Raw genomic sequence first — 15,396 nt, 5'->3', positions numbered from 1 at the left:
GACTGATTAGTCAGAACTGCCTTGCCGCGACCGGGTTACTTCTTTTTCGGCTTCTGTGTCTTGCCGCCGGACTCCTGGTATCGCGCCAGATACTCGTCGCGCAGCTTGCGCACCGAGCGCCCGATCTTCACGTAGTCCTCTTCATTCAGGTTGGCGAGCGAAACGCGACCAGAGGGGTGACGGGTGCCGAAGCCACCGCCAGGCAACAGGACCACGCCGGCTTCCTCGGCGAGTCTGAATAGGAGCTCATGCGGCTGAATCGATTCGAGCAACCATTTGACGAAATCGGCGCCGACTTCGCGGCTCATTTGTTCGACGTCGAGCAGCGTGTAGTAGTCGACCACGTTCTCATCGACGGCTTCCGGCGCAACGCCCATGCCGCGATAGAGCGCGGCCTTGCGGCTTCTAATCAGCCGCTTCATGGTCTGCTTGTAGTGGTCGGCGGAATCCATCAGCGAGAACAGGGAGAACAGCACCATCTGCACCTGCTGCGGCGTAGAAAGACCGGCGGTATGGTTCAGTGCCACCGTGCGGCTGTCGGCAACCACTCGGTCGATAAAGGGCAGCTTCTCTGGTTCGGTGGTAATGGAGGAATAGCGCTTGTTCAGATCCTTCTGAATATTCTTGGGGAGGTTCGCCAGTTGCTCGTCGAAAAGATTCGACTTGTGCGTGGCAATAACGCCGAGGCGCCAGCCGGTGGCGCCGAAGTACTTGGAGTACGAGTACACCAGGAGCGTGTTCTTGGGGCACATCGCAAACAGCGAGACGAAATTGTCGGCGAAGGTACCGTACACATCGTCCGTCAGGAGAATCAGATCTGGGCGTTCTTCAACGATGCTGGCGATGTATTTCAGGCTTTCATCGCTCATTTTTACGGAAGGCGGATTGCTGGGGTTCACCAGGAAAAACGCCTTAACCTTGGGATCTCGCAGCTTGTCGAGTTCCTTCTTCGGGTACTGCCATCCACCTGCGGGATCGGCATCGATCGAAACTTCTGTCAGGTGGTATTCGGCCAGTTCCGGAATTTCGATATACGGCGTGAAGATCGGCATTCCCAGTGCGATCGTGTCACCGGGATTGAGCAGATGATTGACCTTCAGCGAATTGAAGAGGTACGTCATCGCGGCGGTTCCGCCTTCTACTGCGTACAGGTCGAAATCGCCCAGGAACGGATGCGCGCCAATCATTTCCTTGCGGATGTACTGCTTGACGATCTTCTCGCTCAGTCGGAGCATCCGGTCGGGAACAGGATAGTTACAGGCCAGGATCCCTTCGCACATTTCGTACAGGAAATCACCGCCATCCAGACCAAGCTGGTCGCGCACATACGATACGGCGCCGGTCAGGAATTTGACGCCAGGAACGTCCTTGTGCACGCGGGCATAAAGGTCGAACCGCTCCTCGATACCTGCGCGTCGCGGAAAACCGCCGACACCTTCTGGCAAATACGAAAATGACCTTTCCGATTCGATCATGGCGAACTGGCCGAGCTGCCAGAAGCCATGTCGCGGGATGGTTGCCAGAAAATTCGGATTACCTCGGCCGGCATTTAGCATCAGGCGATTCGATACGCTTCCTGCCAACTTGATGAGTTCGTCCTTGAGTTCGAAAGGCGACAGGCTGGCGAGCCTTGACGTATCGTGCTTGGCCATCGTGCATCTCCTGAAGGTGCTGAGCGGTATAGGGGTGTGGGAGGGACGAAAGGCTTCAACCTTTCGTCATCGTCGGATCGAATGGGGCAAAACCATGCCGGGTTGGCGCTTTCCGCCACGATCGACGTTCTCGGTTGTTACCCTAGCCGGAGAGCGAGAAATTTTCATTGGCCCAAAGAACTACGAATGGCCAGGAAAATGCGCGACGTCGCGAAATCGGGCAAGTAATCTGTAAAGATCAGGAATTGCAGATGCTACGGAGGAGAGCATGACGCTCAGATTTCACGAACTCTCTCCCGATGTGCGGGAGGCTTTGGAGTCCATTTGCGCCAGGCACGGATTCGTCCCAGACGATTTCGAATTCGCGGTTGCGAACGTGCTCAATCCGGGGGAGAGCGCTGCGGATATGGTGACTGTCGAACGCGTGGTCGGCGGCCAGTTACAGAAATACAAAGGAGGCGCCGGTGGGGCTGCGACCTGGCTGGCTGCCTTTGAGGCAGACCTCGCCTCCGATTGGTTCGGTGCGCCGCTGGCCGATTGATGTCGAGTCAGATTGATGATGGTCGGGTCCCGATTAGCGTCGGGTCCCGGGTCCATCATCGCCGGTACATGCAATACGCTGCAGTGCATGGTGACAGCAGAGAACGGGCTGCCTCAGTCAAGAGTTTTCGAGGACGGTTCCGCAAGCTCGAGCATTCGGCAGATGGCGGCCATATTGCCGACCATGGTGCGGCGATGGGTGCCCTGGTAGACGCGAACGCCCTTGATCTGGCGGAAGGGGACCGGCTTGACCGGACGGCGGGATGCGACGGATTCGGATTGCAGCATGGCAACACCTCGTAATTTGCGTTCAGCAGAAGTCCGCACCCGTCGTCCGTAAAGGACGGGGCGGCGTTGGCAAAGCAAAAGCGGGTGACCGGGGCAGGTGGCCAGCTGCCTGGGTCCGGAGAGTCAGAAGCCTGAAGATCTGATCAGGCCAACTGCGATACCCTCCAGGGAGAACTCGTCACGTCCTGCATGCAGGACGATGTTCTGGAAGTCAGGGTTTTCGGCGATCAACTCGATCGTGTCGCCGCGTTTCTTCAAGCGTTTGACGGTGACGTCATCGCCCAGGCGGGCGACGACAACCTTGCCGTTCGCGGCTTCGCTGGCTTTCTTCACGGCAAGCAGGTCGCCATCCAGAATGCCCGCGTCGCGCATGCTCAGGCCGCGAACGCGGAGTAGATAGTCGGGGCGCTCGTCAAAGACAGAGGCATCGACTTGATACTGCCGGTCGATATGCTCGGCAGCCAGGATCGGGCTGCCAGCTGCGACGCGACCGACTAATGGCAATGTCAATTGCAGCACGCCCGGCATCGGTAACGAAAACTGATCGGGTCGTTCAGAGTCGCTGCGCGTCACCTTCAGGCGAATGCCTCGCGACGCTCCCGGTGTCAACTCGATCACACCCTTGCGCGCCAGAGCCCGCAGGTGTTCCTCGGCCGAATTGGGGGAGGAGAAGCCGAATTCGGCGGCGATCTCGGCACGAGTGGGCGGAAAGCCCGTGTTGCGGATCGTGTCGCGGATCAGGTCGAAAATCTGCTGCTGCCGGGGTGTCAGGGTCGCCATGGGTCGCAGGTCTTGTGCCGAAGCACTGTATGTTTAAACAGTATGCTGTGATTTTATACAGTATCGGGTGAAGTGCAAGCACATTTTGCGCAGCCGGCTCAACACGAGTAGTTCTGTGGGGTGAGGCCCACGGGTTTGTCACGGGTTCGGCCAGGCGTTCGCGCAGTTACAATCGGCCCGCCTACAAGCTCCGTCAACCCCGTCCATGTCCGTACTCCTGCCTCGTATCGTTGTGCTCGCGACTGGTGGCACCATCGCCGGTTCGTCCGCAAATCCTGCCAGTAGCGCGCACTATCAGGCTGCGACAGTGCCCGTATCGCAACTTGTACAGGCAGTGCCCGCGCTGGCCGATGTGGCGCGAGTCGAGGCGGAGCAGGTGGCGCAGGTGGACAGCAAGGACATGATGTTCGATCTCTGGCGGATGCTTGCCGCGCGAATCGGGTATTGGTCCGCGCAGGACGATGTCGCCGGGATCGTGATCACACATGGCACTGACACGCTGGAAGAGACGGCGATGTTCCTGCATCTGACACAGGCTTGCCCGTTGCCTGTCGTGATGACGGCGGCCATGCGCCCATCGACGTCGCTTTCCGCTGACGGGCCGCTGAACCTGCTCGATGCGGTGCGCGTGGCGGCAAGCCCGGTGGCAGTTGGCAAAGGTGCGCTCGTGGTGCTGAATCAGCAGATTCATGCCGCGCGTGATGTCGTCAAGGCGCATACGTCGGCTGTCGATGCTTTCCATTCGCCAGTTGCCGGTCCGCTGGGTTTTGTGCAGGACACCTATGTCCATTTCTCGCGCACCCCGGGTCCTGATCAGGCGCCGCGCTTGCCGGTGCCCGCTGCATGGCCGTTGGTGGAGATCGTCGCCAGCTACGCGCAGCCGGGGAGGGTGGGTATCGATGCGATGGTGGCCGCCGGCGTGCTCGGGTTTGTCGTGGCCGCGGCCGGCAACGGTTCCGTGCACGAAACGCTGACGGCCGCGCTGGTCGATGCTGCGGCATGTGGCGTTGCGGTGGCTCGAAGCTCGCGTACCGGTGCTGGTCATGTGGCAATCCCCGCACCGCCGCGACCGGCAGGTGGCGTATTTGTCTCGGCGGGCGACCTCAATCCCTACAAAGCGCGCGTGCTGCTGCTGCTGGCGTTGGCCGGCGACCCTTCGCTGGGGCGCGATGCGGCCCGGCTTCAGGCGCTCTTCGAGCGGTACTGAGACAGGCCGGGTGCCGAATCCTTGCGGGAAGGCCCCTTTCCGGGCTATACTCGCGGGCTACTCAACCTTGCCGCACCGGACGTGACGCCCGGGTGGCTCATCCCAAAAGGAGCGTCAATGCGTCATTACGAAATCGTATTTATCGTCCATCCGGACCAGAGCGAACAAGTGCCGGCGATGATCGAGCGTTACAAGCAGCTCGTCACGTCGCAAAACGGCCAGATTCACCGCGTGGAAGACTGGGGCCGTCGTCAAATGGCCTACATGATCCAGAAGCTGGCCAAGGCTCACTACGTTTGCCTGAACATCGAATGCGGCAAGGACACGCTGGCTGAACTCGAACACGCGTTCAAGTTCAACGACGCTGTGCTGCGTCACCTGATCGTTCAGACCAAGAAGGCCGAGACTGCTCCTTCGCCGATGATGAAGGAAGTGCAGCGCGAAGAAGCCCGCAAGGCCGCGCAAACGACCACGGAAGGCCAGCCCGCCTGAGAGCGGACTGCATTGTTGCGGTGAACCAGCTTCGGCTGACCGCCACGCTCGTCGAGCGAGAGGCGCTGCGCTATACGCCGGCTGGAGTGCCCGTCGTCAACTGCATTCTGCAGCATGCCGGCGAGACACTGGAGGCGGAAACGCCCCGGCAGGTGGAGTTCGCAATCGTGGCCATGGGCATTGGCGCCGTTGGCCAGCAGCTTGAGCGGTTTCCGCTCGATACGCTGCTCGATTGCGAAGGCTTTCTGGCCCGCAAGCACCGCAACAGCAGGACACTGGTCTTTCACATCACTCGATGTAAAGCATTCGAAAAGGATTGAATCATGGCATTCGTCAAACGTGACAACAAGAACAAGAAGCGCTTTCAGCAACAGAACCCGCTGTTCAAGCGCAAGCGCTTCTGCCGCTTCACCGTGGCAGGCGTCGAACAGATCGACTACAAGGATCTGGACACGCTGAAGGACTTCATCGGCGACAACGGCAAGATCACGCCGGCTCGCCTGACCGGTACCAAGGCTCACTATCAGCGTCAGCTGGATACGGCCATCAAGCGCGCTCGCTTCCTGGCGCTGATGCCGTACACCGACCTGCACAAGAACTGATAGTCCCAGGACCGCAAGGAGAAATACACGATGCAAGTCATTCTGCTGGAAAAAGTCATCAACCTGGGTAGCCTGGGTGACATCGTTCGCGTGAAGGACGGTTACGCTCGTAACTTCCTGATCCCGACCAAGCGCGCACGCCGCGCGACGCAAAGCGCCATCGCCGAATTCGAGGTGAAGCGCGCCGAGCTGGAAAAGGTTGCCGCCGAAAAGCTGGCTGCCGCTCAAGCCGAAGGCGAGAAGCTGAATGGCCTGACCGTCCAGATCACCCAGAAGTCGGGTGTGGACGGCCGTCTGTTCGGTTCGGTGACCAACGCTGACATCGCTGAAGCCCTGGCTGGCCAAGGCTTCAAGCTGGAGAAGGCTCAGGTTCGCATGCCGTCCGGCCCGCTGAAGGTTGTTGGCGACCACCCGGTCAGCGTTGCTCTGCACACCGACGTGGTGGTAGATGTGACCGTGGCCGTTCTGGGCGAGCACGTCTAAGCCGTACCCCGCGAAGCAGTGCGCCAGTTCGGTTTGGCGTACGCGATGCACAGAAAGGCAGGAGCCGCGCTCCTGCCTTTTTTGTTTGCGCGGCCTTCAGCGCCGCTATAATTGCCCCCCATGAACGCGCCCGCCGCAGATCCCCAACTAGACAGTCTCAAGGTTCCACCGCATTCCATCGAGGCCGAGCAATCGGTACTTGGCGGGTTGCTGCTGGATAACGCCGCCTGGGACCGGATTGCCGACTTCATTTCTGAGGCGGATTTCTATCGTTTCGACCATCGGCTGATCTTTCAGAGCATTGCCCGTCTGATTTCGGCGACCAAGCCGGCCGACGTGATCACTGTCTTCGAGATGCTCCAGGGAGCTGGCAAGGCCGAGGAGGTCGGAGGGCTGGCCTACCTGAACTCGCTGGCCCAAAACACGCCGAGTGCGGCCAATATCCGTCGTTACGCGGAAATCGTGCGCGAACGTGCGGTGCTGCGCAAGCTCGTGACCGTCGCCGATGACATTGCGTCGGCGGCCTTCGCGCCCAAGGGGCGTGAGGTGCGCGAGCTGCTCGACGAAGCCGAGTCGAAAGTATTCGCCATTGCCGAAGAGGGCGCGCGTGGCCAGAAGGGCTTCCAGGAAATCCAGCCGCTGCTGACGCAGGTGGTCGAGCGGATCGACGAGCTTTACCACCGTGACTCCACCACCGATGTGACCGGCGTACCCACCGGTTTCATCGACCTCGACCGCATGACCAGTGGTATGCAGGCGGGGGATCTCATCATCGTGGCAGGGCGCCCCTCGATGGGTAAGACGGCATTCTCACTGAACATTGGCGAACACGTGGCTGTCGAGCAGGGGCTGCCTGTAGCGGTCTTCTCGATGGAAATGGCGGGCGTCCAGCTGGCCATGCGTATGCTGGGTTCGGTGGGGCGCCTCGATCAGCATCGCCTGCGTACCGGTCGACTGCTCGACGAGGACTGGCCGCGCTTGACGCACTCGATTCAGCGCATGAACGACGCGCAGTTGTTCATCGATGAGACGCCGGCGTTGAATCCCATGGAGTTGCGTGCCCGTTCCCGCCGTCTGGCGCGGCAATGTGGGCAGCTTGGCCTGATCATCATCGATTACCTCCAACTGATGTCGGGTTCGGGTAGCGGCGAGAACCGTGCCACCGAGATCTCGGAAATCTCGCGTTCGCTGAAGGGGTTGGCCAAGGAGCTCAACTGCCCGGTCATTGCCTTGTCGCAGCTGAACCGCAGTCTGGAACAGCGCCCGAACAAGCGCCCCGTGATGTCCGACTTGCGAGAGTCGGGCGCTATCGAACAGGATGCCGACGTGATTCTGTTCATCTATCGCGACGAAGTTTACAACCCGGATTCGCAAGACAAGGGCACGGCCGAGATCATCATCGGCAAGCAGCGTAACGGTCCAATCGGTACCGTTAGGCTCACGTTCCTAGGTCAATTCACGAAATTTGACAATTTTAGCGGTGGTCCGGCGTTCTTCGACAACGACACCTGATTCGCCGTGATTACCCCGCAGGGCGACGCATACCTGTAAAATATTGCGCTTTGATGACAGCCGCCCTCGCGCGGCTGTCATGCAATTTGCCCTGCATCCCATTTGCAAAACAACCAAGCGCGGCCCTGAGGCGCGCCACAAGGACATTTCATGTTCGGTCGATTCATGCCCACCGAGGGCAAGTTCTTCGAATATTTCAACCAGCACGCCGATTGCGCGGTGACTGCAGCCCATGAGCTGGAGGCGCTGGTCAACGATCTGCCCAACGCCGAAGCCCATGCCCGGCGCGTGCAGGCCACCGAAAAGAAGGCGGACCGCGTCACGCATGACACGATCGACCTGCTGCACAAGACGTTCATCACCCCGCTGGACCGCGACGAGATTCACAAGCTCATCACGACCATGGATGACATCCTGGACCTGATGGAGGATGTTGCCGAGACGATTTCGCTGTACGACGTGACGAGCCTGACCGACGAGGCCCGTCGTCTGGCGGCGATCTGCGTGCAGTGCTGCGATCAGGTGAAGATTGCCGTTGCGCTGCTCGAAGACATGGGCAACGCCAGTGCGATCCTGAAGACCACGCAGCAGATCGACCAGCTCGAATCCGAGGCCGATCGTGTGATGCGCTCGGCGATGTCGAAGCTGTTCCGCGAGGAAACCGACGTCAAGCGTCTGATCAAGCTGAAGGCGATCTACGAACAGCTCGAGTCCATTACCGACAAGTGCGAGGACGTGGCCAACATCATCGAAGGCATCGTCCTGGAAAACGCCTGAGGCGCGTACTCGCATGCATACTGTTCAAATGAGCTTGTGGGTGATCGGCCTGTTGGTCGCGCTTGCGCTGCTGTTCGACTTCATGAACGGCTTCCACGACGCGGCCAACTCGATCGCCACGGTGGTTTCCACGGGCGTGCTCAAGCCGCACCATGCCGTGGCCATGGCGGCCATGTGCAACGTGATCGCCATCTTTATTTTCCACCTCAAGGTGGCAGCCACTGTCGGTACCGGAACCATCGACGTCAACATCGTCGATCATTACGTGATTTTCGGTGCCTTGGTTGGGGCGATTGCCTGGAACGTGATTACCTGGCTGTATGGCATCCCTTCGTCGTCCTCGCACGCGCTGATCGGCGGGCTGGTGGGTGCCGCGGTGGCCAAGGCAGGCACGGGCGCCCTGGTCGGCAACGGCCTGCTCAAGACCGTCGCGTTTATCCTGATCTCGCCGCTGCTCGGCTTCATCCTGGGTTCGATCATGATGGTGATCGTCGGCTGGACGTTCTTCCGCACGCCGCCGTCGCGCGTGGATCGCTGGTTCCGTCGCCTGCAACTGGTGTCGGCGTCGCTCTACAGCCTGGGTCATGGCGGTAATGACGCGCAGAAGACCATCGGCATTATCTGGATGCTGTTGATTGCCAGCGGTCATGTCGCAGTGGGTGGTGCCGCGCCGCCGATGTGGGTGATTGTGAGCTGCTACCTGGCCATCGGCATGGGCACGCTGTTCGGCGGTTGGCGGATTGTGCGCACGATGGGTCAGAAGATCACCAAGCTGAAGCCCGTGGGTGGCTTCTGTGCGGAGACAGGCGGTGCGATCACGCTGTTCATTGCTTCCGCGCTGGGTGTGCCGGTGTCGACCACACATACGATCACCGGTGCGATCGTCGGCGTTGGCTCGGCTCAGAAGATGTCGGCCGTGCGCTGGGGCGTGGCGGGCAACATCGTGTGGGCCTGGGTCCTGACGATTCCGGCCTCGGCATTTATGTCCGCCATTGCCTGGTGGATCGGTAAGCAGATTCTGTAACGCTGGCAAGCGCGAGCGGAATCCCAATGACAAGCCAGGCTTCGTGCCTGGCTTGTTCGTTTACCGGTTCGCGAATGCGGCGATCGGATCGTCGTCGTCCGGGGCGGGTGGGGTGATTGGGGCTGACGGAACTGGGCTGGGAACCGGGGTCATATCGAGGCTGCCGGCGGCCACGACGCGCCGCGCGCCGTTGTAGCGCGACGCCCAGTACGACTTGGTCATGTCTTCCAGCCGGACGGTGCCACCGGTGGCTGGGGCGTGGACAAAGCGATTCTGTCCGACATAGATGCCGACATGGGAGTTGGCGCGTCCCGTGGTGTTGAAAAAGACAAGATCGCCCGATGCGACATCGCGCCGATCGAGTGCCGTGCCACGCTGTCCCATTTGCTCGGTGGTGCGTGGCAGGTTGACGCTGGCGGCGCGCTGGACCACGTAACGGACCAGGCCGCTGCAATCGAATCCGGAGTCAGGCGTGTTTCCGCCGTAGCGGTATGGTGTGCCGACGAGGGACATTGCCTGGATCGAGACTTCCTCGAGTCCGGCGCTGGGATCGACGATTGGCTTGCCCGGTGTGCGGGGCAGCGACGCGCCCTGACGTGCGGGCGGCCCGCCGGCGCAGGCGGCGAGCAGTAGTGCCGCTGCGCACAGTGCGGATAGTGAAAGCCGGCGAGAGGGTGAGTGAAACGGGCGCTGCGGCATCCTTCTTCTGATTCGGTTGCCGGGTCATGCGTCCATTCCCACGATTGCCTACCAGCGCATTTGCGCGTTACGCGTGCCGGTGGTGATCTTGATGGACTTTGTCTGACCCTTGTAACTGGCCTCGATATTGTAGCTGCCTTCGGGCGCACGTATGAGGCAGCGAGGGCCGCCGGCCTTGAAATTGGCCACGGGCTGGCCTTCCAATGTCATCTTTACGTCAACGTCGGACAGGTATTCGCCATCACCCTGGGTGAACAGGATACTCATGTTGAAGTTCTTTTCCTGAGCCGCCAGTTTCGCGCGTTCATCCGCGGCAATGCCGCCACAGACGTAGCTGACGGGGCCCATGGTGCGAATCACCATCTCGTCGGCCGCAAATGCGGGGCACAGTGCGGCCCCAATCGTCACGGCCATGCCCACCAGCGTTGCAGCGATAACGCGCCTGCGCCGCGTTACGCGGGCAGTTCGCGAGAACAGCGTTCTGCTGTTCGAGAGATACCGATTGAACGCTTCCTGCTTGTCCATCGACGCCTCCGTATTGACATGCGTACCCGGAAATCATAACCGGGCCATGTGGTCCTGGCTGTCAGCAAGACACCGACGCCTTTTTCGTTGCCACGCCCGGCAGCGTGCCGCCCGCGGTCTGGATGGCCAGAGCCGCGGACTCGGCGTTGCAAGCTCCGATCCTACAGTACGTCAGCGGCGTGGTCGGCCAGGCGCGAGCGTTCCCCGCGTGCCAGCGTCACATGACCGCTGTGGCTCCAGCCCTTGAAGCGGTCCACCACGTACGTCAGGCCGGACGAACCTTCGGTCAGGTAAGGCGTGTCGATCTGCGCGATATTGCCCAGACAGACGATCTTCGTGCCAGGGCCCGCCCGCGTGACCAATGTTTTCATCTGCTTCGGTGTCAGGTTCTGCGCCTCATCGATGATCACGAACTTGTTCACGAAGGTGCGGCCGCGCATGAAGTTCATGCTCTTGACCTTGATGCGCGAACGGATCAACTCCTGCGTGGCGGCACGGCCCCACTCGCCTGCGCTGTCGTCGCTCTTCTGCAGTACCTCGAGGTTGTCGTCGAACGCGCCCATCCAGGGCTGCATCTTCTCTTCCTCGGTACCGGGCAGGAATCCGATATCCTCGCCCACGGGCACGGTGGCGCGCGTGACGATGATCTCGTTGTAGAGTTTCTGGTCCAGCACCTGCTCGAGGCCGGCTGCAAGCGCCAGCAGCGTCTTGCCGGTGCCAGCCTGGCCGAGCAGCGTGACGAAGTCCACGTCCGCGCTCATCAGCAGGTTCAGCGCGAAGTTCTGCTCGCGATTGCGGGCTACCACGCTCCACACATTGTTCTTGTTGTGGGTGTAGTCCTTCAGCGTCTGCAGCAGGGCGGTCTTGCCGTTGATTTCCTTGACCTGCGCATAGAGCGGCAGGCTGCCGTCCATCGGCTCCAGGTAGACGAACTGGTTGACCAGGAACGACGGCACCAGCGGCCCGGTCAGGCGATAGAACATCGTGCCGGACTTCGGATCCTGCCAGCTTTCCACGCCTTTGCCGTGCTTGGCCCAGAAATCGTTGGGCAGCTGAAGCACGCCCGAGTAGAGCAGGTCCTTGTCTTCCAGGACCTGGTCGTTGAAGTAGTCCTCGGCGGGCAGGCCCAGGGCGCGCGCCTTGATGCGCATGTTGATGTCTTTCGACACCAGCACGACCTGGCGGTCCGGGTACTGCTGCTGCAGGGCGCTCACCACCGCAAGGATCTGGTTGTCCGCCTTGCCTTGCGGCAGGCCTTCCGGCAGCTTGATGTCGTTCAGGCGCGTCTGGAAGAACAGCTTGCCCTGGGCATCGCGATTGCCGAGCTTGGCCAGCGGCAGCCCTTCGTCGAGCACGCCGTCGGTACCTCCCACGAGCTGGTCCAACGTCCGGCTGACCGTGCGCGCGTTACGCGCGACTTCGCTCATGCCTTTCTTGTGGTTGTCCAGTTCCTCGAGCGTCATCATCGGCAGATAGATGTCATGCTCTTCGAAGCGGAACAGCGACGACGGATCGTGCATCAGCACGTTGGTGTCGAGGACGAACAGCTTGCTCGGGCCGGTGGCCTTGCGCGCGCGGCGCGTGGGGCTGGCGCCGGGCTGCACCAGGCTGACGGCTGGCGTCGCGGACGGAGCCTTGGTCGATGCCGGGGCTTCGGTGGTCTTGGCCCGGGTGGTGCTGCCAGCGCGCGCGGTGGCAGGCGCATTGGTGTCGCCGGTCTCGAGCAATGCCACACGCTCGAGGGCCGGCACAGGTTTCTTACCCTGCGCGACTTTGGCCTTGGGCAGTGTGACCGGGGCGAACTCGCTCGGGTCCAGCAGTTGGGCAGGCTTGGCGGGCATGGTAGGCAGCGGCATGCTTGGCTTTCCTTTCAGGGGAACAGACGGGGGCGGAATGGCTGGCGCATCAACGCCAACGAACGGCAGAAAACCGGAAAACCGTAGAGTGAGGTTGAGGGTGTGGACAAACAAAAAAGCCGCCAGACCTGGTGGACAGGGATGGCGGCTTGCTTGCGGACCCGCGACGCGGCAGGTCCGCTACCAGCCCGGGGACTGAGCCTGCTGGGCTGGACCGATACGGCAGCGTGGCAACTGGGATCTGAACGCATTACGACCCAATCTACCCGAACGATTCCGGTTTGGCAATCAGGCGAAAACGCATCGTTGCGTCACTGTTGCATCGCTGTCGCGAGGATGTCTCCGGTCACATCCCCTTGACGATCTCCAGCACTTCGTCCACGTGATTCGGCACCTTGATGCCGCGCATTTCGTGGCGCAGGACACCCTTGGCATCAAGGATGAACGTGCTGCGCTCGATGCCGCGCACGTCCTTGCCATACATCTTTTTCATCTTGATGACATCGAAGAGCTGGCAGATCGCCTCGTCGGCGTCCGAGATCAGTTCGAACGGCAACTCCAGCTTGGCCTTGAAGTTCTCGTGCGACTTCATGCTGTCGCGAGAGATGCCGTAAACCGCGGCGCCAGCCTTCTCGAAATCGTCGTACTGATCGCGGAAGTTCATCGCCTCCGTGGTGCAACCCGGCGTGTTGTCCTTCGGGTAGAAGTACAGCACGGTGGTCTTGCCGCGCTGGTCGGCAAGACGGAAGTCCCCACCGGTGGCGGGGGCCTGGAAGTCGGGAATGGCCTTGTTGAGACTGACGGTCATGCTGGTGGCTCTCCTGGGATGGCGTGCATCATCGGTGACGGCGGCAGCCCGATGTCGGCCTCGGGCTTTGCGGCCATGGCGAGTGCAGATTGGGGCAGTTCTACGGACTTCAAGCGTGGCGTAAACCGAACCCGGCGGGAATCCCGGCCCCGGCGGTACGCGCTGGCACATCAGGTTGCCCGATGCCGAGCTCCGGCAAGTCAGGCAGCCGGCTCCACCAGCAGCACCGCCGCAACCTTGCGGCCCTCGGCCATGAGGATATTGTAGGTGCGGCATGCGGCCTGCAAGTCCATTGCATCCACGCCGATATGCAGGCGGGAGAGGGCGGCGGTCAGGCGCGGGTGGGGAAAGCGCAGCGTGCTGCCGGTGCCTAGCAGCACGACTTCGGGCGATTTTTTCAGTAAGGCTTCGAAATGGGCGGGTTCCAGGTCTTCGAAACGGCTGACCGGCCATGGCTCGACGTTGCCTTCGGGCATCACGAGCACCGCCGTTTCGTGCCGGATCGCATTGATTTCTATATAGCCGGGACCGTAGCCGGTCACGGTATTGAGGCTTTGAGGTTGGTCGGCGTGGAGTTTCAAGTGGGGGCCTCATGCCGTCGGGATGTGTCCGGCGAGCCACCCGGTGCAGAAGGGTGGCCGTAGCAGGAGACTGGCGACGGGTTGGTGGCAGGATCGTGCGCGCGGGAGGGCAAAACGCTCGCCGCAATGCAAGAATCCGTGCCGAAGTCTGTCATAATCCGATATCTTATAGCTTTTGCCTCCAGGTCTGCCACGCCTCGCGAGCCTCATTGCGGACGCGCCGCCAGACGCGCAGGACAATCCAGAGATTCCCAGATTCCGCTGCCGCCAGAGACCGGCAGCTTGCCCTGACATCGCCAACACCGCCGTGAAACCCATCCAGAAATCGCACAAGCTCCAGAACGTTTGCTATGACATCCGCGGCCCGGTGCTGGAAAAGGCCAAGCAAATGGAGGAAGAGGGGCACAAGATCATCAAGCTGAACATCGGCAACCTGGCGGTGTTCGGCTTCGACGCGCCGGAGGAGATCCAGCAGGACATGATGCGCAACCTGCCCAATTCGGCGGGTTACTCGGATTCCAAGGGCATCTTCGCCGCGCGCAAGGCGATCATGCACTACACCCAGGAAAAGAAGATCCAGGGCGTGGGGCTGGATGACATCTATGTGGGCAACGGCGCGTCCGAGCTGATCGTGATGGCGATGAATGCGCTGCTCAACAGTGGCGACGAAATGCTGGTGCCGGCGCCTGACTACCCGTTGTGGACGGCCGCGGTGAGCTTGTCCGGCGGCACGCCGGTGCACTATGTGTGCGACGAGGCCAACGAGTGGATGCCGGACCTCGATGATATCCGCCGCAAGATCACCCCGAACACGCGCGGCATCGTCATCATCAACCCGAACAACCCCACCGGGGCGCTGTATTCGGACGAACTGCTGAAGGAGATCGTGGCCATCGCGCGCGAGCACGGCCTGATCATCTTCGCCGACGAGATCTACGACAAGGTCCTGTACGACGGCAATACGCATACGTCGATCGGCTCGCTGTCCACGGACGTCCTGACCGTGACCTTCAACGGCCTGTCGAAGAACTACCGTTCGTGCGGCTACCGCGCGGGCTGGATGGTGGTGTCGGGCGACAAGCGTCCCGCGCTCGACTACATCGAAGGGCTGAACATGCTCTCGTCGATGCGCCTGTGCGCCAATGTGCCGGGCCAATGGGCGATCCAGACGGCGCTGGGCGGGTATCAGAGCATCAATGACCTCGTGACCGAAGGCGGCCGCCTGCGCCGCCAGCGCGATCTGGCCTACGAGCTGATTACCAAGATTCCGGGCGTTACGTGCGTCAAGCCCAAGGCTGCGCTGTACCTGTTCCCGAAGCTCGACCTGTCCATGTACCCGATCCAGGACGATCAGGAGTTCATTTACGAACTGCTGCAGGAATCGAAGGTGCTGCTGGTGCAGGGTACCGGCTTCAACTGGGGCGCGCCGGACCATTTCCGGATTGTGTTCCTGCCACACGAGGAAGACCTGCGTGAGGCCATCACCCGCGTCGGCCGCTTCCTTGAAAGCTATCGCAAACGTCACGGTACGGCCTGAGCCACCGGACGCCCCTATTTCAGAATCAAGCAA

The 15,396-nt window shown here is 61.2% G+C and carries 18 protein-coding genes; 10 read left to right on the top strand and 8 right to left on the bottom strand.

Features of this window, described 5'->3' with window-relative positions:
• Positions 1-35 precede the first annotated feature (35 nt).
• Complete coding sequence (locus tag RMET_RS09940) at positions 36-1,652, bottom strand: bifunctional aspartate transaminase/aspartate 4-decarboxylase (RefSeq protein ID WP_011516704.1); 1,617 nt, start codon at positions 1,650-1,652, stop codon at positions 36-38.
• 268 nt (positions 1,653-1,920) lie between these two features.
• Between RMET_RS09940 and RMET_RS09935 the strand changes: the two genes are divergently transcribed.
• Positions 1,921-2,193, top strand: coding sequence for a hypothetical protein (locus RMET_RS09935; protein ID WP_011516703.1), 273 nt, complete (start codon positions 1,921-1,923; stop codon positions 2,191-2,193).
• Positions 2,194-2,306: 113 nt separating this feature from the next.
• On the opposite strand, the gene RMET_RS33945 is transcribed toward RMET_RS09935, so the two are convergent.
• Together RMET_RS33945 and lexA are read right to left on the bottom strand one after the other, a co-directional pair.
• Entirely contained in the window at positions 2,307-2,480 is a 174-nt protein-coding gene (locus RMET_RS33945) for a hypothetical protein (protein WP_011516702.1), read from the bottom strand.
• A 123-nt stretch (positions 2,481-2,603) separates the two neighbouring features.
• Complete coding sequence (gene lexA / locus RMET_RS09930; protein ID WP_011516701.1) at positions 2,604-3,260, bottom strand: transcriptional repressor LexA; 657 nt, start codon at positions 3,258-3,260, stop codon at positions 2,604-2,606.
• A 205-nt stretch (positions 3,261-3,465) separates the two neighbouring features.
• Between lexA and RMET_RS09925 the strand changes: the two genes are divergently transcribed.
• The 8 genes from RMET_RS09925 (at position 3,466) to RMET_RS09890 (ending at position 9,357) form a co-directional block, all read left to right on the top strand.
• Complete coding sequence (locus RMET_RS09925) at positions 3,466-4,467, top strand: asparaginase (protein WP_011516700.1); 1,002 nt, start codon at positions 3,466-3,468, stop codon at positions 4,465-4,467.
• A 117-nt stretch (positions 4,468-4,584) separates the two neighbouring features.
• Positions 4,585-4,959 (top strand): 30S ribosomal protein S6, encoded by a 375-nt coding sequence (rpsF, locus tag RMET_RS09920; protein ID WP_008650672.1) that lies wholly within the window; start codon positions 4,585-4,587, stop codon positions 4,957-4,959.
• Positions 4,960-4,979: 20 nt separating this feature from the next.
• Positions 4,980-5,279: a primosomal replication protein N gene (priB, locus tag RMET_RS09915; protein ID WP_011516699.1), complete on the top strand. Its 300-nt coding sequence runs from the start codon at positions 4,980-4,982 to the stop codon at positions 5,277-5,279.
• Between the two features lie 3 nt (positions 5,280-5,282).
• Complete coding sequence (gene rpsR / locus RMET_RS09910) at positions 5,283-5,561, top strand: 30S ribosomal protein S18 (RefSeq protein WP_006163606.1); 279 nt, start codon at positions 5,283-5,285, stop codon at positions 5,559-5,561.
• Positions 5,562-5,591: 30 nt separating this feature from the next.
• Complete coding sequence (gene rplI, locus RMET_RS09905; RefSeq protein ID WP_011516698.1) at positions 5,592-6,044, top strand: 50S ribosomal protein L9; 453 nt, start codon at positions 5,592-5,594, stop codon at positions 6,042-6,044.
• 120 nt (positions 6,045-6,164) lie between these two features.
• Positions 6,165-7,556: a replicative DNA helicase gene (locus RMET_RS09900; RefSeq protein ID WP_011516697.1), complete on the top strand. Its 1,392-nt coding sequence runs from the start codon at positions 6,165-6,167 to the stop codon at positions 7,554-7,556.
• 150 nt (positions 7,557-7,706) lie between these two features.
• Positions 7,707-8,333 (top strand): DUF47 domain-containing protein, encoded by a 627-nt coding sequence (locus RMET_RS09895; RefSeq protein WP_008650676.1) that lies wholly within the window; start codon positions 7,707-7,709, stop codon positions 8,331-8,333.
• A 13-nt stretch (positions 8,334-8,346) separates the two neighbouring features.
• Positions 8,347-9,357 (top strand): inorganic phosphate transporter, encoded by a 1,011-nt coding sequence (locus RMET_RS09890; RefSeq protein ID WP_008650677.1) that lies wholly within the window; start codon positions 8,347-8,349, stop codon positions 9,355-9,357.
• A 60-nt stretch (positions 9,358-9,417) separates the two neighbouring features.
• Here RMET_RS09890 and RMET_RS09885 read toward each other — a convergent pair whose 3' ends face one another.
• The 5 genes from RMET_RS09885 to RMET_RS09865 form a co-directional block, all read right to left on the bottom strand.
• Complete coding sequence (locus RMET_RS09885; protein ID WP_011516696.1) at positions 9,418-10,056, bottom strand: C40 family peptidase; 639 nt, start codon at positions 10,054-10,056, stop codon at positions 9,418-9,420.
• Positions 10,057-10,104: 48 nt separating this feature from the next.
• A complete protein-coding gene (locus RMET_RS09880; RefSeq protein ID WP_011516695.1) occupies positions 10,105-10,581 on the bottom strand; it encodes a hypothetical protein in 477 nt (158 codons plus the stop codon).
• 161 nt (positions 10,582-10,742) lie between these two features.
• Positions 10,743-12,437, bottom strand: a complete 1,695-nt coding sequence (locus RMET_RS09875; RefSeq protein WP_011516694.1) for a PhoH family protein — start codon at positions 12,435-12,437, stop codon at positions 10,743-10,745.
• Between the two features lie 346 nt (positions 12,438-12,783).
• Entirely contained in the window at positions 12,784-13,245 is a 462-nt protein-coding gene (locus tag RMET_RS09870) for a peroxiredoxin (protein WP_011516693.1), read from the bottom strand.
• Positions 13,246-13,445: 200 nt separating this feature from the next.
• Positions 13,446-13,826 (bottom strand): Mth938-like domain-containing protein, encoded by a 381-nt coding sequence (locus tag RMET_RS09865; protein ID WP_011516692.1) that lies wholly within the window; start codon positions 13,824-13,826, stop codon positions 13,446-13,448.
• Positions 13,827-14,133: 307 nt separating this feature from the next.
• Here RMET_RS09865 and RMET_RS09860 point away from each other — a divergent pair, with 307 nt between their 5' ends.
• Positions 14,134-15,363 carry a pyridoxal phosphate-dependent aminotransferase gene (locus tag RMET_RS09860; protein WP_008650683.1) on the top strand — a complete coding sequence of 410 codons (1,230 nt, stop codon included), beginning with the start codon at positions 14,134-14,136 and terminating at the stop codon, positions 15,361-15,363.
• Positions 15,364-15,396: the final 33 nt, after the last annotated feature.

The organism is Cupriavidus metallidurans CH34 (assembly GCF_000196015.1).
Lineage (GTDB): Bacteria > Pseudomonadota > Gammaproteobacteria > Burkholderiales > Burkholderiaceae > Cupriavidus > Cupriavidus metallidurans.
This window is presented reverse-complemented; position numbering and strand designations above follow the sequence as displayed.